This window comes from Clostridium sp. CTA-17 (assembly GCF_054767895.1).
In genome coordinates this window covers 339,795-362,206 of sequence record NZ_BAAABF010000002.1, presented here as the reverse complement: position 1 = coordinate 362,206, position 22,412 = coordinate 339,795, and the positions used below count along the sequence as shown (strand labels likewise).

21 protein-coding genes are annotated in these 22,412 nt (G+C 26.7%); 6 read left to right on the top strand and 15 right to left on the bottom strand.

What is annotated here, in order from left to right; all coding sequences use genetic code 11:
• Window positions 1-46 precede the first annotated feature (46 nt).
• Window positions 47-1,543 carry a UDP-glucose--hexose-1-phosphate uridylyltransferase gene (gene galT / locus ACYUCG_RS06015; protein ID WP_240298338.1) on the top strand — a complete coding sequence of 499 codons (1,497 nt, stop codon included), beginning with the start codon at window positions 47-49 and terminating at the stop codon, window positions 1,541-1,543.
• 191 nt (window positions 1,544-1,734) lie between these two features.
• Here galT and ACYUCG_RS06010 read toward each other — a convergent pair whose 3' ends face one another.
• Complete coding sequence (locus tag ACYUCG_RS06010) at window positions 1,735-3,390, bottom strand: nucleoside kinase (protein WP_139933444.1); 1,656 nt, start codon at window positions 3,388-3,390, stop codon at window positions 1,735-1,737.
• Window positions 3,391-3,521: 131 nt separating this feature from the next.
• On the opposite strand from ACYUCG_RS06010, the gene ACYUCG_RS06005 reads away from it, so the two are divergent.
• From ACYUCG_RS06005 to fba, 3 genes are all read left to right on the top strand, one after another.
• Window positions 3,522-4,220, top strand: coding sequence for a DUF421 domain-containing protein (locus ACYUCG_RS06005; protein ID WP_139933445.1), 699 nt, complete (start codon window positions 3,522-3,524; stop codon window positions 4,218-4,220).
• Window positions 4,217-4,651, top strand: coding sequence for a DUF4363 family protein (locus ACYUCG_RS06000; protein ID WP_139933446.1), 435 nt, complete (start codon window positions 4,217-4,219; stop codon window positions 4,649-4,651). Before ACYUCG_RS06005 ends, ACYUCG_RS06000 begins: the two co-directional genes overlap by 4 nt.
• 94 nt (window positions 4,652-4,745) lie before the next feature.
• Entirely contained in the window at window positions 4,746-5,612 is an 867-nt protein-coding gene (fba, locus tag ACYUCG_RS05995; RefSeq protein WP_003449129.1) for a class II fructose-1,6-bisphosphate aldolase, read from the top strand.
• 45 nt (window positions 5,613-5,657) lie between these two features.
• On the opposite strand, the gene ACYUCG_RS05990 is transcribed toward fba, so the two are convergent.
• On the bottom strand, window positions 5,658-6,701 hold the full coding sequence (locus ACYUCG_RS05990) for a nucleoid-associated protein (RefSeq protein ID WP_460268294.1): 1,044 nt from the start codon (window positions 6,699-6,701) through the stop codon (window positions 5,658-5,660).
• A gap of 139 nt (window positions 6,702-6,840) precedes the next feature.
• On the opposite strand from ACYUCG_RS05990, the gene ACYUCG_RS05985 reads away from it, so the two are divergent.
• Entirely contained in the window at window positions 6,841-7,404 is a 564-nt protein-coding gene (locus tag ACYUCG_RS05985) for a class IV adenylate cyclase (RefSeq protein ID WP_460268293.1), read from the top strand.
• A 230-nt stretch (window positions 7,405-7,634) separates the two neighbouring features.
• Here the strand turns inward: ACYUCG_RS05985 and ACYUCG_RS05980 are convergent, their stop codons facing one another.
• The 3 genes from ACYUCG_RS05980 to ACYUCG_RS05970 form a co-directional block, all read right to left on the bottom strand.
• Window positions 7,635-8,237, bottom strand: coding sequence for an NADPH-dependent FMN reductase family protein (locus ACYUCG_RS05980; protein ID WP_415319290.1), 603 nt, complete (start codon window positions 8,235-8,237; stop codon window positions 7,635-7,637).
• Between the two features lie 141 nt (window positions 8,238-8,378).
• Window positions 8,379-10,022 (bottom strand): C40 family peptidase, encoded by a 1,644-nt coding sequence (locus ACYUCG_RS05975; protein WP_460268292.1) that lies wholly within the window; start codon window positions 10,020-10,022, stop codon window positions 8,379-8,381.
• A 165-nt stretch (window positions 10,023-10,187) separates the two neighbouring features.
• Window positions 10,188-10,556, bottom strand: a complete 369-nt coding sequence (locus ACYUCG_RS05970) for a DUF2164 family protein (RefSeq protein WP_061415669.1) — start codon at window positions 10,554-10,556, stop codon at window positions 10,188-10,190.
• A 189-nt stretch (window positions 10,557-10,745) separates the two neighbouring features.
• Here ACYUCG_RS05970 and ACYUCG_RS05965 point away from each other — a divergent pair, with 189 nt between their 5' ends.
• Window positions 10,746-11,132 (top strand): hypothetical protein, encoded by a 387-nt coding sequence (locus ACYUCG_RS05965; protein WP_283677724.1) that lies wholly within the window; start codon window positions 10,746-10,748, stop codon window positions 11,130-11,132.
• A gap of 126 nt (window positions 11,133-11,258) precedes the next feature.
• Here the strand turns inward: ACYUCG_RS05965 and ACYUCG_RS05960 are convergent, their stop codons facing one another.
• From ACYUCG_RS05960 to ACYUCG_RS05915, 10 genes are all read right to left on the bottom strand, one after another.
• Entirely contained in the window at window positions 11,259-11,435 is a 177-nt protein-coding gene (locus ACYUCG_RS05960; RefSeq protein WP_460268333.1) for a hypothetical protein, read from the bottom strand.
• A 16-nt stretch (window positions 11,436-11,451) separates the two neighbouring features.
• Window positions 11,452-11,937 (bottom strand): Cys-tRNA(Pro) deacylase, encoded by a 486-nt coding sequence (gene ybaK / locus ACYUCG_RS05955; protein ID WP_164809532.1) that lies wholly within the window; start codon window positions 11,935-11,937, stop codon window positions 11,452-11,454.
• 100 nt (window positions 11,938-12,037) lie between these two features.
• On the bottom strand, window positions 12,038-12,571 hold the full coding sequence (locus ACYUCG_RS05950) for a hypothetical protein (RefSeq protein ID WP_164809533.1): 534 nt from the start codon (window positions 12,569-12,571) through the stop codon (window positions 12,038-12,040).
• Window positions 12,572-12,597: 26 nt separating this feature from the next.
• Window positions 12,598-13,503: a DUF6731 family protein gene (locus ACYUCG_RS05945; protein ID WP_164809534.1), complete on the bottom strand. Its 906-nt coding sequence runs from the start codon at window positions 13,501-13,503 to the stop codon at window positions 12,598-12,600.
• A 268-nt stretch (window positions 13,504-13,771) separates the two neighbouring features.
• A complete protein-coding gene (locus ACYUCG_RS05940; RefSeq protein WP_164809564.1) occupies window positions 13,772-14,254 on the bottom strand; it encodes a hypothetical protein in 483 nt (160 codons plus the stop codon).
• A 28-nt stretch (window positions 14,255-14,282) separates the two neighbouring features.
• Window positions 14,283-14,921, bottom strand: coding sequence for a PH domain-containing protein (locus ACYUCG_RS05935; RefSeq protein WP_332834898.1), 639 nt, complete (start codon window positions 14,919-14,921; stop codon window positions 14,283-14,285).
• A gap of 342 nt (window positions 14,922-15,263) precedes the next feature.
• A complete protein-coding gene (locus ACYUCG_RS05930; RefSeq protein WP_460268291.1) occupies window positions 15,264-16,292 on the bottom strand; it encodes a GH25 family lysozyme in 1,029 nt (342 codons plus the stop codon).
• 85 nt (window positions 16,293-16,377) lie between these two features.
• On the bottom strand, window positions 16,378-16,794 hold the full coding sequence (locus tag ACYUCG_RS05925; RefSeq protein ID WP_283701030.1) for a hypothetical protein: 417 nt from the start codon (window positions 16,792-16,794) through the stop codon (window positions 16,378-16,380).
• 40 nt (window positions 16,795-16,834) lie between these two features.
• Window positions 16,835-17,251, bottom strand: a complete 417-nt coding sequence (locus ACYUCG_RS05920) for a phage holin family protein (RefSeq protein WP_003460274.1) — start codon at window positions 17,249-17,251, stop codon at window positions 16,835-16,837.
• A gap of 20 nt (window positions 17,252-17,271) precedes the next feature.
• Window positions 17,272-22,383, bottom strand: coding sequence for a carbohydrate binding domain-containing protein (locus ACYUCG_RS05915; RefSeq protein WP_460268290.1), 5,112 nt, complete (start codon window positions 22,381-22,383; stop codon window positions 17,272-17,274).
• Window positions 22,384-22,412: the final 29 nt, after the last annotated feature.

Sequence of the window (22,412 nt, the reverse complement as noted above, 5' to 3'; positions counted from 1 at the left end):
CTATTTTGATACATGCCCTCTTCAATTTAATTAAGGGGGATTTTTCATGTATAATTTAAATGCTTTAATAGATAGATTAATAGAAATATCAATAAATAATAATCTCATAGAAGACATGGACACTGTATATACTAGAAATAGACTTCTTAGTCTATTTAATGAAAATAGTTATACTCCATGTGGAGAAAAGCTTACGCTTTCTTTTCATGAGACATTAAATGAACTAATAAATATAGCCATAGAAAAGAACATCATAGAAGATGCTTTATATTCAAAAGACATATTTTCTAGTGATATCATGAATATATTTTTACCTACACCATCTTTAATAAACAAGGAATTTTATAAAAGATATGCTATTTCACCTAAAGAAAGCACAGATTATTTCTACTCTTTAAGTAAAAGTTCAAATTATATAAGAACTGATAGAATAGCTAAAAATATAAATTTTAAGGCACCATCTAAATATGGTACTATGGATATTACAATAAACTTATCAAAACCTGAAAAAGACCCTAAAGAAATAGCTTTAGCAAGAAATTCTGTTAAAAGTAATTATCCAAAATGTTTATTATGTATAGAAAATGAAGGATATGAGGGAACAGTAACTCATCCTGATAGAGCTAATCATAGAATGATAAGATTAAATCTTAATGATAGAAATTGGATGCTTCAATACTCTCCTTATCTTTATTATAATGAACACTGCATAATACTTTCAGAGGATCATGTTCCAATGAAAATAGATATTTCAACATTTAAAAATTTATTAAGTTTTGTGGATAAATTCCCTCATTACTTTGCTGGTTCAAATGCTGATTTACCTATAGTTGGAGGTTCTATTCTTTCCCATGAACATTATCAAGGAGGAAATCATAGATTCCCTATGAATGATGCTAAGAAACTATTTGATTTTTCTATAAATGGCTTTGAAGATGTAGAATGTGAAGCTATTAAATGGCCAATTTCTACTATAAGATTAAGAGGAGAAAATATAGATTCTCTAGTATTGGCTTCTGACTTAATACTAAAAAAATGGAGAGATTATTCAGATGAAACTTTAGATATCTTAGCTTATTCTAATAAGGAAATGCATAATACAATAACTCCTATGGTAAGAAAAGAAGATGGAAAATTCGTAGTTGATTTATCTCTTAGAAATAACAGAACTTCTAAAGAGCATCCTCTTGGAATATTCCATCCTCATGAAGAAGTTCATCATATCAAAAAGGAGAACATAGGACTAATAGAAGTTATGGGACTTGCTGTTTTACCAGGAAGACTTCTAAAGGAGCTTAAAAAAATAAAAGAATACTTAAAGAATGAAATTTCTTTAGATAATATTGAAGAATATCACAGATCATGGGCTCTTGAACTAAAGAAAAAATTTGATTATTTAAAATCCTCAACAGAGTTAAATGATTTTGTAAATAAAGAATTATCAAATAAATTCGTATCTGTTTTAGAACATTGTGGTGTTTTTAAACTAAATGAAGAAGGCTTAGAAGGTTTCAAGAGATTCACAGACTCACTTAATAGCTAAATAAAATAGAGATGTATCATTAATAAAGCTTATACTTTATTTTGATACATCTCATTTATTTTAATATACTTTTATTATTAAAATATTTTCAAACTAACATTTATAAATTGTATTAATCCCTACTTAATTTCTAATATATTTTAAGTATTAAAGATAATAAAATATTCAATATATCTTTAATATTAATTTAATTAGTACTTATAAAAGCAACTTCCACCTATAAATTCCCTTAAAATTGAGTTTTCAGGTACTCTTTCTGGCTTAACTTCCACAAAAAACTTTAATGTATTTATTATTCTTTTAGCTTCATAGTAAACACTGCTATTTTTATCTACTTTTTCTAATTCTCTTAAGGCATATTCCTTTAATGCTGCTAATTCATAAACTAAAGTTGAGTTAAACATAACATCTGCTTCTTCTTGATAAACAAATATATTCTTTTCCTCTCCTCTTTTTATAGAACTCCACATTTCTAAAGTTTGTTCTGCTCCATATCCTCTTGATAAAGAATCTCTAACTATACGTCTTATTTTTCTGACATCTGTAGTTGGAATTCTATTGTGGTTATCTAAATTTAATTGTGTTAAGGCAGAAATATAAACCTTAAACTTATTCTTTGAAGGAATTTTTTCTGTAAGTTTTGGATTTAGTCCATGTATTCCCTCTATAACAAGTACTCCATTATCAGGAAGCTTAATTTTATTACCTACCCATTCTCTTTCTCCTATTTTAAAATTATAAGAAGGTATTTCTACTTCTTCCCCTTCTAAAATATCATAAAGATTCTTATTAAACAATTCTAAATCTAAGGCATTTATAGATTCAAAATCAGGTTTTCCCTCTTCATCTAAAGGAGTATGAATTCTATTTATAAAATAATCATCTAAAGATATGGCTATTGGTATATATCCATTAACTCTAAGCTGTATGGCAAGTCTTTTTGAAAATGTTGTTTTACCTGAAGATGAGGGCCCTGCTACTAAAACAATTTTAACTTCTTTTCTTTCACTTATCATATCTGCTATTTGTGCTATTTTTTTCTCATGTAAAGCTTCAGAAACTCTTATTATGTCTGAAGATTCTTGTCCACCTAATTTATAATCTAACGACCCTACATCTGGAGTTCCTAATATATTTAGCCATTTTTCATTTTCTCTAAATACATTAAATAACTTTTTTTGCTCCTTAAATTCAGGTACAACTGTTGGATGCTTATGACTTGGTACCATAAGTATAAAACCTGGATTATAATATAATAAATCAAAATATTTTAAAACACCTGTAGAATATGCCATATCTCCATAAAAATAATCATACCTATCTTCTAATTTATATAAGTTTACATAATCTTCTTGAACCCAATGTAATAAATCAACCTTATCCTGCATCTTATAAGATTTAAATATATTTATACCCTCTTCCTTAGGCATCTTTATTTTTTCTATTATAATATTTTTATCTATTATCTCTTGCATTTTTTTCTTTATTTTTAATATATCTTCTTCATCTAAGGCTTTTTCTTTGTGAATTTCCCCAAAAGTCCCCTTACTTATAGAATGCTCTATATTTATCCTAGCATCCTTAAATAAGTCTAAAGTTGCTTTTATAAAAACAAACTGTAAAGTTCTACTATAAGCTATTTTCCCATGTGGATCACCTATATTTACAAGTTCTATATCTCCATCATTATTTATTAAATCAGTAAATTCATAATACTTGTTCTTTTGTTTAACTAAAGTAACAGGTATTTTTTCATTTATATAGTCTTTTTTTAGAATTGCTGAATACTTTTCTCCTTCATTGAAGACTAAATTTTCCCCATTTAAATTAACCCTAAAGCTTTTCATAAACACCATTCCTCTCTACTTATAAGCCGCCTTATTGTTATTATACACTTAAAACTTTAAAAAATTTATCTATTTTTGTATAAATACCCTTTAAATTTGTTACCCTATTTTATTAGAGGAGGTGTTTTTTTATGCTAATAACTTTTATAAGAACAGCAATACTTTATTTTATTGTAATTATAAGTATTAGACTTATGGGTAAACGCCAAATTGGGGAATTGCAACCTTATGAGCTTGTAATAACCTTAATGCTATCTGATTTAGCGTCTTTACCAATGCAGGATACTCGTCTTCCTCTTCTTTTAGGAATAGTACCTATAATTACACTTTTATTTGTAAAAATAATAATATCTGAAATCCAACAACATAGCCGTTTGTTTGAAAAACTACTAGATGGAACTCCTTCTATAATAATTAGTAATGGTGAGATTAATCTAGAAATGATGAAGAAACAAAGGCTAACAATGAATGATATATTAGAAGAATTACGGAGTGCTGGTTATTTAGATATAAGCGATATTCAATATGCAATTATAGAAACTAATGGAACCATATCAATTATTCCTAAAAGCGCTTGTGATAATGTTAAGAAAAAAGATTTAAAAATAAAAGAAAGTGAATCAAAAATTCCAGTTGTTTTATTTGAAAGTGGACGTTTAAATAAAAAAGCTCTTAAAGGAATGAACAAAGATGAAAAATGGTTAGATGAAAAATTAAGATCTCTTAATTATCCACCTAGAGATAAATTATTCCTAATTATGATGGATTCTAATGGAAAGATATTTATTCAGAAAAAAAATCAGAAAGATAAGGAGGACATCATACTATGAAAAACACTCTAATTTCATCATTAATATTTTTTTTACTCCTTGGTTCTGTTTTATTTTTTGATAATAAACTAATAGATGTATGTGATATGGTAAATGATTATAGCAACAAAATAGAAAATTCCTTAAGCAAAGAAGATTGGAATAAAGCTTATAAAGAGTCTTTAAACTTAAGTAACCTCTTAGAAGAAAATTATGTTTCTTTATCTCTTTACATAAATCATGAACAATTAGATAATTTAAGTAAAGAAATACTTAGTTTAACTCAATATATAAAGGCTGAAGATGCTTCAAATAGTTTATCCTCTGTACACATAATAAAGAGCTATACAAAGCATATAAAGGATATTCAGAAGGTTAATATAGGTAATATTTTAAATTCCAACCTAAAAAATATATTTTATTGTGGAATTTATAATGATTTTAGTTTATAATGTTATTGAAAGGGGCAAGTCCCGCATGGACTTTTTGTGTCCCTATATAAATCTAATAAAAGTTAATGAAAGATTTTGAAAGGTGGTAAACAAAATGGCATTAGTTAACGCAAAAGAAATGTTAAATAAAGCAAGAGAAGGAAAATACGCTGTTGGTCAATTCAACATAAACAACTTAGAATGGACAAAAGCTATATTATTAACTGCTCAAGAAAATAACTCACCAGTTATATTAGGAGTATCAGAAGGTGCTGCTAAATACATGTGTGGATTCAAAACAATAGTTGGAATGGTTAACGGAATGTTAGAAGAATTAAAAATAACTGTTCCTGTAGCATTACACTTAGATCACGGTAGCTACCAAGGAGCTATAGATGCTATGGACGCTGGATTCTCATCAGTAATGTTTGACGGATCACACTACTCAATCGAAGAAAACATAGTTAAAACTAAAGAAATAATCAACTTAGCTGCTGCTAAAAACGTATCAGTTGAAGCTGAAGTTGGATCAATCGGTGGAGAAGAAGACGGTGTTGTTGGAGCTGGAGAAATCGCTGATCCTGCTGAATGTAAACAAATCGCTGAATTAGGAGTTACTATGTTAGCTGCTGGTATCGGAAACATTCACGGAAAATACCCTGCAAACTGGGCTGGATTAAACTTCGAAGCTTTAGCTAACATTAAAGCTGCTACTGGAGATATGCCTTTAGTATTACACGGTGGTACTGGAATCCCTTCAGATATGATCGCAGAAGCTATATCATTAGGAGTATCAAAAATAAATGTTAATACTGAGTGTCAATTATCATTTGCTGAAGCTACTCGTAAATATATAGAAGCTGGAAAAGACTTAGAAGGAAAAGGATTTGACCCAAGAAAATTATTAAATCCTGGATTCGAAGCTATAAAAGCTACAGTTAAAGAAAAAATGGAATTATTCGGTTCAGTAAACAGAGCTTAATAGTTTTAAATAATAAAAAGAGATTAGATTTTCTAATCTCTTTTTTTATTTCTCTATATAATTTTTAATATTTTTTATAACCATATTTATGCTTCCATCACCATTTCTCACAATTTCAAATTTAGAATCATCATGGTAAGCTTCATCATCAATATATAAATCTATTTCCTTATCTATTTTAAGTCTAGTTCTTTTCATCTTTTTTTCAACCCAAAGTTTATCAACTTCAACATCATTCTCTAATCCATGGCCTCTTACAAAGGTTGTAAAACCATCCTTTAATATAGGTTCCTCTTCATTAAATAACTCACGTGATAATTCTTCTATATTTATAACTTCCTCTTCTTTAAGCTTATTCTTTATTTTACTTCTTATACCTTCAGCTTTTTCTGCATCTTCAATAATATTATTTCTAGTCCACTCTTCTGTTGCCTTTACAAAAGTTTTTGTCATATCTCTTTCATTTTGAAAAACTGTACATCCTAAATAGTTATCTACAAAGTAGTTTGAATCATAATCATCCTCTTCTGATGATTTCTTTTTCTTATCTATTACCATAAGATTAACCTTTTGATCTTCTCTTATAGGTTTTATAAATGCACATTTTTGAACTTTTTGCCCTGATGCTGGAAGTCCTGCCGCCTGTTCTACTATTCCTATTCCTATTTTGTCCTCAACAAAATCAACCTTATGAGTAAAGTTTTTTATGTAATCCATTTTTAAAATCCCAAGCATAGGTCCTTGATCTGTAGATATTGATACTGTAAGTAAATCACAACTTGGAATGTTTATATTAGCCCTCATAATATAAAACATCTGTCTTGCTAGCTCTTGAGAAACTTCAACTATATCACTATTAACTCCATTTAAAAAATCTTGAGAAACTTCCTTAACTATATGTCTCTCTGGATTAAAAATAGCATACTTTAAATCTTCACTTTTTAGCCCCTTCTCTACATGTTTATATATAAACTTATAAATTTCATCTGTTAACTCTAATTTATACTCATTTAATATAAGTTCATCACTGTTACTATCTAATATATGTATAACAGCTTCAATTATATTTATATCATTTACGTATTCCATCTTTATCCTCCCACTTTTCTTAAATTTGACACATATTATATTTTATCAAAGTATAAAGGAAAAATCACCATACTATTCTTTTCTCTCTTTAACAATTTGTTTATAATAGTATTATAAAGAATTTGGAGGTAGTTTAATTATGAAAGAACTTGAAACACGTATTATAGATATAGATGTTGAAAAACTAAGAGAAACATTAAGTAAACTTGGAGCTGAGAATGTAAAACGTGAAAATCAAACAAATGATATTTTTGATTTTCCAGATAGAAAATTATTAGATAAAAAAGGTTATGCAAGAATAAGAACTGTTGAAGACCTTATAAACAATAAAACAGTTTATTTTATGACTACAAAAAAAATGCTTAGCCAAGATAAGTTTAAAGTAATGGAAGAAAATGAAACAATTATAGAAGATGGAGCTATGGGTGAAAATATCTTTAAATCTTTAGGATTAGAATTATTTGAAACTATAAAGAAGTATAGAGAAAGCTACAAATATAAAGATTCATTAATAGAAATAGATATTAATGATCCATCATTTTGTCCATTTCCATACATAGAAATAGAAACTTCATCTGAAGAAAAACTTAATGAAATTTTAATAGACTTAGGCTATTCAATGGAAGATACAACATCTAAAACAATTTATGAAATTTTAAAAGATAAAGGTATTTCTCCTGATTCTAATAAAAATGGACTGTAAATAATAGAAAAACTTTAGAAAAATAATTAAAAAAATTATAAAAAACTAAATAATTATTGTCACTGTAGTAAAATTTATTTGAAGACAAATTATGAGACAGTAGATAGTTTTGTATAAAAAGTTAAAGCTATCTACTCTCTCATCATCTCCAAATTAATCTATTTATATTATTAATCTCCATAAATTCTATAAATTTTATTATTTAATCATGATACAGCCTATTTATAAGCCTAAGTAAATTGCTTTATTCTATTATTTATAAATTTTAAAAATCCACTTCCCTTTTTAGGTATAGCAAAACTATTATGATGATATCTCTTTTCATTTACTATATCTTGACAAAACATTTCTAATTCTATTGCTAATTGATCATATTCTAAATCGTTATTTTCCAAACCACTTTCCCATAGATTTAGTTTAGCTAATACTCCTATCCCCTTCTGCCATACAATATATTTTTTATTGCATATATCCTTACAGTGTTCTAATAGTTTTTCTATTTCTTCTATCCCATTTAAAACTTCAGCATCACCATTTAAAATAACTGAAAACTTTATTTCTTTATTATAATCTTTATTTTTATTTTCCGCTCTAATAACTTCTAAAAAATCCTTTGATGCCTTATTAAATTCATCTTTTCTTAATGAAGTAATAAAAATAATATTATCACATTTTCTAACTTCATCTTTTATATTATTTAACTCATTATTGCTTAATAATATTTTAGAACACTCTACTCTTCCTAATAACTTTTTTTCTATATAATCTGCTATATAATAAGAATTACTCTTTTCACCTTCATAACTACTAATAAATAATAATAATTTTTTCACCAAATCACCTCCCATTATTTTACAATATAATTATAATATATTTTACAAATTTTGTATATTAAATAAATAAAAAAACAAGCTATACTCAGTACACATATTACTAAATATAACTTGCTTTATAATAAATTTATTATGTTAATCTTAAAGAACTCTTCTTGCTCTTCCTATTTTACTCCATGGAACTGATGTAATAGAAACAAATTTACCCTTATTAGGAGCCTCTATCCACTGACCATTTCCTATATACATACCTACATGTCCTAAATTACTAAAGAATAATAAGTCGCCTGGCTTAGCATTACTTGGAGAAACTTCATATCCATTATTTATTTGATCCCAAGTTGTCCTTCCTAAACTAATTCCAGCTTGTCTAAAACTCCATTGCATTAATCCAGAACAATCAAAGGCTCTATAATTACCATTTAAATAACTTGATGGTATATCATAAAATCCTCTTGCAGCATGATCTGGAAAAGTTCTTCTTAAGCTACTTAATAAACTTGAAGTTAGTACTTCTCCAGATCCTCCGTAAATGTATGGCGAACCAATATGAGACTTCATAATACTTAAAACTTGCTCATATTTACTTTGGTTAACTTGTCCACCACCTGTGCTTCCACCTTGATTTCCATTTGAACCTTCATCTGAAGATACTATTTTAACATACTCTTCATTTAAATAACCAACTTTTCCATTATAATTTACCTTAAACCATCCTGAAGATGTTTTACCCTTTAATGTAAACTTCTCATTAGGTAATAAGTATGCTAAAACAGAACTACTAGTATTAGGTTGACTTCTAAGTCTTAAATTAGTTGTTACATTTACAACCTTTCCAGTTTTTCCATTATAAGATTCATCTAAATTGTTATTTGAGTTTCCACTTTGGTTATTATTACTATTATTAGAACCTTCGTTTCCACTTAACACTTGTACATAATCTCCATGAACATGTCCTTTTGTTCCTTGTGCATCAATATTATACCAAGCGCCATTTTTCCCATTTATCTTAAAAGTTTGACCTGCACTTAATGATCCAACAACTGAGCTACTTGTACTTGGTGATTGTCTAATTCTTAAAGAAGTACTTACATTTACAACCTTGCCTGTTTTTCCTGCTAATGAAGTATCCATTCCTGAGTTATTTTCTGATGATTGTCCATTATTTCCTGATGATTGTCCACCATTATTTGAAATATTTTCACCTACTTGTACATAATCTCCATGAATATATCCTGTAAGTCCATTTGAATTTATATAATACCAACTTCCACTTTTACCCTTTATCTCAAATGTCTGACCACCTCTTAGGCTACCTACAACTGAGCTACTTGTGCTTGGTGATTGTCTAACTCTTAAAGAAGTACTTACGTTTACAACAGTACCCTTTTTCCCAGCTAATGAAGTATCTAAATTTGAATTACTTCCACTATTATTGCTACTATTAGAATTTCCACTTACTTCTTTAACATAATCTCCATGAATATAACCAACTTTACCATTAGCATTTATTTTATACCATGAACCTTCTTTTCCATCTATATTAAAAATTTCACCATTAGTTAAATATCCAATAACATCACTGCTTGTATTTGGACTCTTTCTAATTCTTAAATTCGTACTTACATTTATAACTTGCCCTTTTTTTACCGATCTTGTTTGATTATTTTCTTCTAATTGATTAGAATTTTTATGCTCTGTTGCATAAGCATTTTCACTGTGTGCTGATACAACACATACTGTTGATACAGCAAAAATCAAAGCTGCTATCTTATTCCTATTCATACACAATCCTCCCTAGTAGTCATATTACGCCCTGCCTAAAATAATCCTTCATATTCTATAATATATTCTTTAGTAAAATTTATCAATAAAATAGTTACAAAAAAATATCAAAAATAACAAAAAAAGAAGTTGTCCCTATTTAAATTGGACAACTTCTATGTTCTATCATCTTTCTACACTTAACAAATCATCAGATTTTTCAACAATATATTTATAAGAATCTATAACACCCTGTATATAAAATTGTGCTCCTAAATTTTCCACAAAAAATCTTATAAGGTTATCTAATTCTTCATCATCTAAACTTTCATTTTTTTCAAGTTCAAAATATTTTAAAAGTTCTTCTTTTAGAAAATCTTTTTTTTCTTTAGAAATATCAAAATTATTATTTATTGTAACACTACCTTGCTTTTTATTATCTATAATAATATCACTTATAAAAAAGCTAGTGTAACAATGCCCTTGCTTATCATAATAATCTTCTTTATTCCCATAATATCCTTCTTCAACTTTATTTAAATCATTTTTATTCATACAAATTCACGCCTTCTAAATAAATTTGGAATATATCCCATATAATACATTTTATTCACCAACCATATTAAAGTTACTTAATATATTATTTTAATCTTTAAGTTTTTATCATTAAAGGAAAATATTTAAAAGACTCTAATTTATGATTATATAAATTGATTTTGTAAATAATAAATTTGAGGTGATTTTATGTATAAAGCAATTGGTATAAATATGGATAAAGAATACAAGGCATTAAGAAAAAAATCTAAACGCTTTGTTCCCCCATCTCATTATAGAGATAACTATTCAATGAATAACTCTAAGGAAGATACTATGGAGGATTATTCATTCTTTGATTCTATGGAAGATTTAAAAGATTGTGCTAATTCTAATGATGAGGACTGCAAAATAAAATCTTGTCTATTAAACAAAGAAATTCAAGTAAATAAAAAAGTTCTTATTGCATCCTGCATAGGAGCTGCAGCAGGTATTATAGGTGTAACCTGTGCAATGAAAAAAATAAATTCAAAATCAAACAAAAGTCTTTTAGCAGCTGCTCCTTCTTTAATGAAATTTGCTAAAAATATTCTTTAAAGATTCAAAAAGAAGCCACATAAAATTTTGTGGCTTCTTTTTGATTTAATAATTAAATTTTATTGTAAAAATTCTATACTTTTAATACCTTAAAAGTTCTTTTAAAATATACTCTAATTAGTTTTACTATTTTATTAAAAATGCAAATTCCCCTTCTACAACATTTAATAAGTCTTTTGGATTCATTTTTATTTGATGCCCTATCTTTCCTGCACTAAATATTATAAAATCTAAATCTTCTGCACTCTCATGTATGAATGTTTTATAATTCTTTTTCATTCCTATAGGTGAGCATCCACCTATGTTTATTTAGACAAAACTATTTTATTAGATTTTCAAATTTTCCAGATACTACTTCTACTAAATCATTAGGATTTAATTTTATTTGATGTCCTATCTTTCCTGCACTTACTATCATGAAATCTAACCCTTTAGCACTCTCATGTATAAATGTTCTGTAATCACGTTTTAAACCGATAGGGGAACATCCACCACGAATGTAGCCGGTGTATTTTAATATATCCTTAACTGCTATCATTTCAACCTTCTTTTCTCCAGCTATCTTAGCAGCATTCTTTAAATCTAATTCTTCTGCAACTGGTATAACAAAAACATATAACTCTTTGCTTGTTCCTTGAGCTACTAATGTTTTAAATACATTTTTCTCATCTACCCCAATTTTATGAGCTACTGAAATTCCATCTATTTTTCCATCTTCACTTTCATAACTTAACATTTCATATGAAACCTTTTTAGAATCCAATATTCTCATAGCATTTGTCTTAAGCTTCTTATCTTTTGCCATAATTTTCACCTCTTAAAATCAAATCATTTATAATTATACAATAAAACACTTTAAATATATAATCCCATACAAAAAAGACTAGGTTATCCTAGTCTTTTTTTTATTTATTATGAAATTTATACTCATCTTTTAATGCTGGTTTTTCTATTATATCATCATTTCCAAAAGAATTATTTAATAAAGAAATAACTAATTTTATTAGCATTCTACTTCTATTAATAAAAATTAAAATAAATAACCCTGACATATATAGTAATATACACCTTAAAAATAATATTTTTAAATCACAATTACTATAAACTAATGCCAATAAAATAATTGATAAAATACCTGTTATTATTGCAGCTTTAATAGAATCTATTACATGATTAATCTTACCAAATTTTTTTATTAACTTAATAATACGTTTATCACACATAGAAACAAGTACTGTCGCAATAGTTATTATAGCTCCAACGAAAATTGATAAAATAGTTATTAAAACAGTAAGTAGATCTTGAAACTTTATAACTGTAGTATCAAAAAGAAAATATTTAATTATATTTTGATCATACTTAAGAAAACTTAATAATATATAAATCAAAAGCAAAATTATATTATATATTAAAAAGTCTTTTAAATATATTTTTTTCATAATCGATCTACCTCCAAAATAAATTTTTAATTTTCAAAAAACATAACACATTTATCAAATGTTTCTTCTAACGCTTCATTAAAACATGAATTCATAACACTTAATATTTTATTGAATGTTTTTGGTTCATCTTTTGTTACTATTATATCTTGTTTATCACTGACTTTATTATGTATAAGATCTATAAACCTTATTCCATCATCATCTATCATTTTTACTTTTAATGAACTAGTTACATCTGGATTCTTCTTAAAAAAATCTACTAAAGTTTTTAATGATTTTTTCACTAAAAATCTCTTTTTTCTACCAACATTTAATTCAACTTTACCATTTACTGCCGATAAATCCATAGCCATTTTAGCTATAGACTTTATAATTCCATCTTCAGAATCCTTACTTAACTTCTGAATTTTTTCTATATCTGTATATCCTATTACAATACTTTTATAATTTATATCTTCATCATCAGATATTTCTGTATATTTCTTTTGATATACTATAGGGGAAAATTCAAAAAAATCTTTTATATAACTACTTAAAAATTTACTTATAGTTCTAAAAGATACACTTGATCTATTATTTTGTATAGAAATTATTTTACTTCGTTCATCATATATTAAACAACATTCTTGTCCAACAAACTCATCATCTTCTAATGACTCTGCTTTATCTCTAGAGTCACTTAACTTAGTTATAAATGGAGCATCAATTCTATTTTTCAAAAAGCATAAATACCATCTTTTAGCCTTTTCATTATAGTTAATATACTTTAATTGTATATTCTCTTCATCTTTTTTAGTTGGTATTATTCTTTCTTCTGGTTTTCTCTTCTCTAAAACTTTAAATATTTCAGTTAAATCTGCCAGTTTTTCTATTTTTTCTTTCTTAATAATAGCATAAAAATAATGCATAGATATAGTTTTCCTTGCCATAAAAATCCTCCTAAGTTAAAAATCTTATAATATTCCCTTTCAATATTACAATAAATTATGCATTCATACAATAATTGTAATATTTTTTAAAGATTACTTAGAATTAAATTTTTATTATTTTTCTGCATTAGTTTCTATTTAATTTAAATATATTATTTTTTTAATATATCAATTTTTAACTATATTATTTAATATCATTTTATTACATTATACCAAACATATGTTCGTATGTAAATATAAAAAAATAGTATGTATACTAACATACTATTTAAAGTAACTCTTCTTCTAAATCATTTAAAACTAATAAACATGTTGAGTAATATAACTTTTCGTTTGAAATTTCTTTAATATCTTTTTTGGAAAATTTAATAATAATATATACAATTAAAAATATTAGTGCACTGCCAAGTGTTGATAGTATTAAATGCTCCTTTGAAAAATCACTATCAATTAACACTGTTATCAAGGCAACAAATATACCAGATATTATTCCACTAAATAAACCTATATAATATCTAAACATTTCATTTTCATGTCTATTCATTTTTAATTCAATAAAAGTTATTTCTTGTTTTATATCTAACTTATTATTTTCTATTAAATTTATATAATGCAAATATAATTTTTTATATAAATAATCTATTTCATTTCTTTCAGTTTTATCTTTCAAAAAATTCTTATGAATTTTTCTATAAATCTTTTTGATTCTTTCCTCTTCATTATTGTTAATTTTATTAGATGTTTGTTTCATTTATTATTCCTCAATATAAAAACTTGAATTATATTTTCCACTTATGGCCACAATTTAAGCACTTAACATACTCTTTTTTACTGCTTAATCCGCCAAGTATTGCCCCCTCTTCACCAAACAAAATCTTTCCAGTAATTGCTCTTCTAACACTCAACTTTTTATTTTGATATGTTAATGATGTACTTTTACACTTAGGGCAATATGGAACTTTATCTCTTTTTAATTGAGCTATCCTTTCTTTTTGATATATCTTTTCAGCTTGTCTTTTAGATAACTCTTTAGGTCTAGTATTTATCTGTGTATTTAATAGTTCTAAAAATTTATCCAAATATAAATTTTCTACATTACTAAATTCTATATTAGCATTATTCATTTTTAATACTAATTTACTAAGTAATGATCCTTTTTGAACATCAATTTCATTTATTTCATCAATAAAAAAACTCTTTATTTCCAATTCTTTATTTAGTTTTTTTCTAACTAAAATTAATCTCATATTTGTTACAGAAACAATCCATATTCTATTAAAAACAGAAGATGAAATAAACCACAAACATTCTTCTTGCTCTTTTAATACTTCTTTAATTTTTATTATTTCAACTTTATCTGATTCTAGTGAATATTTTCCAAGTTTATTTTTATTGTTTAAACTATCAAGAAATCCCATATTAAACACCTCTTCGAATTATTCATTAACATTATATAACATTTTTGTTAATGGATAAAGTTATTATTTTTCATGAATATAATTTATAAATTTGAGTATATTAATAATTGGGATATAGTTAAATGATTAAAGCGTTGATAAAGGTGTTTAAAATCACTTACGCTTTTATACTTATTTAAACTAAAAAGAGAAGAGATAGGCGTATATATTTATATGCCTATCTCTCCTCTTAATTATCTAATAGTTAAAGTAGAGTATGCCTTAATTATATAGACTTTATATTTATTTTATCAATAAAATTTTTATTTATTAACATAAAATAAAAATAACATTCAATTTTTATTAAAGTTTCTTAACAAATTCAGCATTAACAAAGCCTACTTTACCATTTTTAGTTGTTACTCTATACCAACCTATAAAATCGGAATCCACCCAATCTATTCTAAAAATATCACCTGCATTTATCTTATCTACTATTCTAGAATTTAATGATCCTTCTTCTCTTACATTTAAAAAAGTACTTACATTATGAGTAGTAGCCATTTGTAGCTTTTCTACATAATCTGCATTTACATAGCCAACTATTCCATTATACTCAACGTAATACCAACCAAGATAATCTTCATCAACCCATTTTATTTTAAATGTTTCACCAGCTGATATTGAGCCAATTACTTTAGAATTAGTAGTTCCTTTAGCTCTTATATTTAATTTAATACTTACATTTTTAGTAGTAGCATTGTCTAAAGTAAAATTATTTGAATCAATAAATATTCCATTAGTGAACTCATTCATATCACATCCACCACTTACACCAGCTACACTTCCATTCTCTGAATATTGGAATCCAACCCATGAATCCCATATGTTATTGGCTCCTGGAGTGTTTACCCCATAATGTGCAATCCAAACTGGATAATTACCTAGTCTACTATCTAAATTGTTATTTGCAAAGCTTGTATATGTATATACAACAACTTCTTTTCCAGTAAGTCTTTTTACCTCTTCTAAGAATTCTATACACATAGAGGTTAAATCTCTTGCTCCTACACCTTCAGTAGTTTCTATATCTAAAGCTAATTTACAATCATAATTAACTGCTCCTATTTCATTTAAATAATTTATGAAAAAACTTGCTTGATCCTTGGCTCTTTTATTAGCTCTAAAGAAATGATAAAATCCTACACTTAATCCCTGCTCTTTCGCTCTCTCATAATTTTGTTTAGCATATTTATCCTTAAAGTAATTACCTTCTGTAGCTTTAATATAAACTACTTCTACACCATCATTTTTTACACTTTTAAAATTTATATTTCCTTTCCAGTTTGATACATCAATTCCTTTTAAATTATTATTGTTTCTACTTTGCATTATTAATTCCTTCTTTCTTTTAAATTTCTATAATTAAATCCAATAAAAAAAGACTATCTCTAGTCCTATCTATTACCTTAATAAACTATTTGTTTTCCACTGGCACATAGTTTGATATTGCAGCTAGTTTACTTTCTAAATCAATATTCTTAGACTTAAGCTCTTGGTTTTCTTCTTGTAACTTCTTTAATATCTCTGAATTTTCTAAAACAGCCTCTTTTCCTTTATTAACTTCTCCAGCAATACTTTGTCTTAATTCTTTTACATCTGTTGGTGATAACTCTGGAAACTTATCCATCATCATTTTGTCAAATTCATAAGATTTAGAACTTAATTTCTTTTCTACTGATTCTGTGATACGGAAGTTTTCTTCAACTACATTCCACACTTGCTTTGCTATATCTATATACTGTTTATTTTTTATTATCTTTTCTTCTAACCCACTTTTTTGTAATTTACTTTCTAATACTTTAATTACTAATTTTAAAATTGTTTTTAACATTTTAATTCCTTCTTTCTTAATTTTATTTATAAAAAAAGAATCATAATTTCTTATGATCCTCTTTATCTTCTTTAAGTTGTATTAATGCATTTTTTAATTTACTTGGTACTGGTACACCTAATTCACTTGCATTTTCTATAATGCTTATGCCTTCATTAGCTATGTAAAAATAGCATACTAAAGTTCTAAATATCCAATTTCCTGTATTTAAAAGTCTGTCTAACATTACAGCTACTATAAGAATAGTGAAAATAACTCCCTTTCTTGCTATTCCTTTAAGTCCTATATTGCTGCTTAAATCTTTATTAACATAGCCTTTAGTAATGCCAGTAATATAATCTAAAGCCATTAAGACTATAAGTATAACTAAAGGGGTGTCCCATGCTCCTAATAGCCATGTAAATAAAGTTCCTATTGCTACAATACCTATCTTTAAATAATCAAATATATTTTCCATTCTTTTGTCCTTTCTGTCCTCTATAACCCTGCTAATTTCGCATCTATTCTATCTAGTCTATTAAGTATAGTTACTGTATCAAAAGCACTTCGATACAATTCTATATACTCTACACGACCTGTTTTTGTATTTGTTATTTGTAGATAATTTCTTCCATCAGTTCCTCTATAAAATGCAATTTCATCTATCATATCAGAAGAAGATTCATTGTCTTTAATCCCATACTTTGAGTGTACTAAAGGAACTCTCCACCCATTAGCATATGGCGACATCATCCACGCTTCTCTACACCTAAAATATTCTAAGTATGATTCTCCATTGTTTACTGTAAGAACACCATTTTGCTTACCAGTTCCATTAAGAGCTATCATAGTTCTACCTTCTATTGTTCCTGAAGTTATGTGTGCATTATTTATAGTAGTAACATTAGTACTTCCTAAATCTCCAACTGTAACATAACCTTGTAAATTTATTCTACTAGCATTGATTTTCACAGATTCGGCACTTTGATTAATAGTTGATATTATATCTCTTCCATTAACCTTTTTAGAAACTTCTGTATTTATTCCTTCTACTGTTTGAGTTATTGCTGAGCTAAATTTAGAAAAATCTAAAGGATTAGATTTATAAGGTGTTGCAAATTCCCCTTCTTCTAATTGTAGATTACAAACCCAAACTCTTCCTACTGAACCACCATAATTATAAAAACTTACATCTGTTTCTGTAGCTCCTGAAGGTAGTTTAAATTGAAATACTCTTTTTTGCCAGCTATGTTTATTTACTGAAGAATCAAATAAAGTTATATATTTAGTTGCTCCATTTAGTTTATAGTAAATTCCTACCCACCAACGACTTATATCATCTGTATATTCTTCAAAACTTAATGTATATGTTACTTCTGTTTTTAATGTGGCTCTTTGCCAAAGAGTTCCTTCTGTACCAATTCTATTATTTTGAATCATAACTCCTACATAATCTTTCTCCTGGTACTTATCAAGTCCAACATATTGATTCTTATTCCAGTTGTAAAAGTTATTTAAGAATTCTGTATTAATTAATAAATTTGTACTACCATACTTAATATGACTATCTATTTTTTCTAATTTAGTACTTATACTATTTTTTAAAATGTTAAGTTCTGAATTTGTACTGTTAATACTAACTTCTAAAGAACTTGTCTTACTTTCAGTAGAAGAAACTCGATTAGTTATACCACTTAAACTTGTTTCTATACTTGCTACTTTACTGTTAATACTGACTATTTCTTCCTTACTAGCCTTACCATTAATGTTAATTTCTAAAGTTTGTGTTTTACTTTCTGTAGAGCTTACTCTTTGAGTTATTGAATCTAAACTAGCTTTTATAGTTGCAACTCTATTATTAACTTCTGTAACTTCTTGTTTAGATGCTTTCCCATTCAATGTAGTTTCTATAGAATGTGTTTTTGAATTAATAGAGTTAATTTGAGTTGTTACACTATCTCTAAGCTGTGTTACTGAAGAAGATACATCAGTTATTTTAGTATCTATTACTCTTATACTATCTTCTACAAGACTAGTAGTATCCTCTGGTGCAGGACTCCAATCACTTTGCTTATTACCTTCCTCCAACTTAAACATTGTCCACCAGTGCTCTCCTATATTATTAGAAGTTATATATAGCTCTGGTTTATTTCCAGTAGCCTTAGCTCTTATAGTTCCATAATAATACTTCCACTCTGTTGTTAAATTAAAGTGAAGGCTTGAAGATACTGAATTTAATCCATTAGCATCAATAAATGAAATATCTATTGAAACTGGCTCTTTAGCTTTTGCATAAAATGATATAGTATATTCTTTCCCTACTGTAAATTTTCCTTCAGGTAATCTAATTGGATAATTAGCTAAAACCCACCATGAAACTGAATTAGGTTTAGTTGTATGCAACACATTGCCATATATAGAATCCTCTATTAATTCTAGTGTTCCATTTTGATTAGGTCCTTTTGATAAACTCCAGTTATTTAAATTTTTGAATTTATAAGTATTAGATAATAAATTTCTACCACCTAATTTAATCTCGGAAATACTTTTATCTATATCTGATTGAGATACTTTACTTTTTATTTCATTTGAAAGTATGTTTAAATTACTTTCTACATTATGCACTTTATTATTAACTGTAGTTATCTCTGCGTTAGTATAAGCTTTAGCATTATTTATAGCTTCTGTAGCTTTACTAGCTGCAATATTATCAGCATGGCTATTAGCACTACTTATAGCTTCCTGTTTAGCTGTATTAGCTTTATTAGTAGCTATATCTGTAGCAAAGTTTTTAGCTGCATCTAAATTAGAATTTATTTTACTTGTTAAATCTCTATTTATATTACTTACATTAGTTGTAATACTTTGAGTTGTAGAATTTAAATCTTGAACACTAGCTTTTATACTATTATTTTCTTGTGTAAGTTTACTTTCTACTATACTTATTTTATCTGTTACTGTTTTAATATTATCTAAAACATAATCTGGTGCCATGCTCCAACTATCTGAAGAAGTTGATCCTTCAACCATTTTTACAAATTCAATGTACAAATCAAAGTCATATCCTAAGTTGCTAGTAATAAATCTAAACTGTCTTTCATTTCCTACTTGAGTTGGATTAAATGTAAATTTAAATATTTGCCATTCTGTAGTTAAGCTTAATTCTTTACCAAACACATAATTATAGCTATTACCATCACAAATATTAAATGTTAAAATTTGATTTTTTGAAGCCTTTAACTTACATACAACTGTATATTTTTTAGAAATGTCTAAAGGTTTATTAAGCAAACTATTATTAGAAATATAACATCCCCAAGAAGCATAATTAGTAAACTTAAATTTTAATATTCTATTTTCTATGGTTAAATTATTTGAACCATTTGTACAGCTCCAATGATCTGTGTCTTTAAACTCTCCAGAATTTAAAATCATATTTACATCATTAAATTTTATATTTTGAATAGATTTATCTATATCTGATTGAGAAACTTTACTTTCTATCTGACCTTTTAAAATATTTATCTCGCTAGTATTTTTATTCAAATGAGTATTAACATTAGTAATTTCTGAATTAACAAAAGCTTTAGCATTATTAAGAGCTTCATTAGCTTTACTATCAGCGTGAGAATTAGAACTATTTATAGCTTCTTCCTTAGCTCTATTAATATTATTATTTATAGTAGTTGTACTCTGAGTAAAAGTTTGTGAATCTACTTTAAACTTTAATGCATTATCTAAAGCGGTTAAGGAAGCTTTTTGACTAGATAGTTCTTTGCTATGCTCTGTAATAGTATTATTTTGTGTAGATAATTCTACATCTAAAGTTCTATCACCTACAGTAACCTTAGTACCCTTAATAGTTTCAGTACCATTATTATTTACTTCTCTAATAACACTATTTATATCTAGCTTATTACCACTTATATTAGCGTTGTCAGCTACTTTATTATTATCTATAGCTCCATTAGCTATCCCTGCATTATGAACTCCGTCTGAATCAAGCATTATGGTTTTACCATCTTTACCTCTGATAAGTAGTCCATAATCTGTAGTACTATCTGTTTTCCTATACTCTCCTAATATAACTCTATTAACATTATTTCTATTAATAAGAATTTGATTTCCTACAATTTCTATGGTTCCATCTGCACTAACAATTCTATGTTTGCTAGTTGTTATATCTCCAACTTTTAACTTATTTACAGATAAAGAACTTATTTCTGCATCTCCTATAGCTCCCTCTGCTATTATTCCCGAACCAGCTGTTATTGCTCCTGTCGCTATATTTTCTGCTGTAAGATTTTTATTAAGTGCATTTTCTATACTAGCTGTTTTAGATTCTAATACATTTATTTTTCCAACTGCTGCGTTTAAATCTGTTATATTAGCTTTACCAATTATAGCTTGTTGTAAATCTGCTTTTATCGAGTTTAATTCTACAATATTAGCTTTTTGAGAATTTAAAGTAACTATATCAGCTCTTATCGCTGTTAAATCATCTGTATATAACCTCTGTATTTTAGCATCAACAGCTGTTAAATCATTTATACTAGCCTTATCTATTAAAGCCTTTTTTATATTTGCTTGTTCAATAGAATATCTCTCCATTGATTGAGTAACTGATCCTTTATTATCAAAGCTAGAATCTTGTCTAGTTTTTCCTTTAGCCTTTACTTCTGATGAAATACCATTCTTATAGGTAAACTTTTGCTCCATTATTAAAGCATTATATTTATTCCCATTTAAATCAGTTAAATTTAATATATCTCCAGCCATTATAGTTGGGTTACCTTTCCACTTAGCTGTATATGGTATATATTTAAACCCATTATATTTAGTATATATATCACTTAAAATTTCTTTAGTTATTATTGGATTATTAAATACAATTTTATTTCCATCATCTGTACCAGTACTTAATTCTTCTTCACCTTTTTTTGCTATTACTTTTTTTATAATACACTCATTAGCTTCAATATCTAATTTAAATAAATTATGAGGTGTCATTTCCTGCTTTACTACCTCATAATCTCTAACTTCTAAGTCACCTATCCTATTAAATCTAGCAAATGAACCACAAAGGGAAGCTATAAATCCTATAGCTTCCCTTAATGAATATCCCTCTATTTTATTAACTCTATAATTAGGTAATTTACTGGCTAAATTAACGCCTGCCTTTTTACATATTTCTTTAGCAATATCGTTTATATCTGCTGGATAAGATAAATCTGAAAAATATACTTTTTCTAACCCTAGCATATTATCTACACACTCAAGATTTATAAATTTTCCTTTTACACTAGTCTTAATTACAGTAAATACACCTAAAGGTATATATTCTATATCATCTCCTATATACAATCCTACATATGGTTTTACAATAGCATTATCAAATATATCTCCTGTATTAATTAGTTTTATATCGAAACTGTTAGAACAAATTGATCCTATAGAAAAACTATCACTAGGATTAACTGATTCCTCTAAATTCATTTCATATATTTGATTTCCACTATATTCTTTATCTCTTATAATAACCTTAGCATTAAATTTTCTTCCTTGTAACTTATTTATTTCTTTATTAAATGCTTCTGATACTTTAAACAAATACTAACCCCCTTTCCTAAAGATTAATA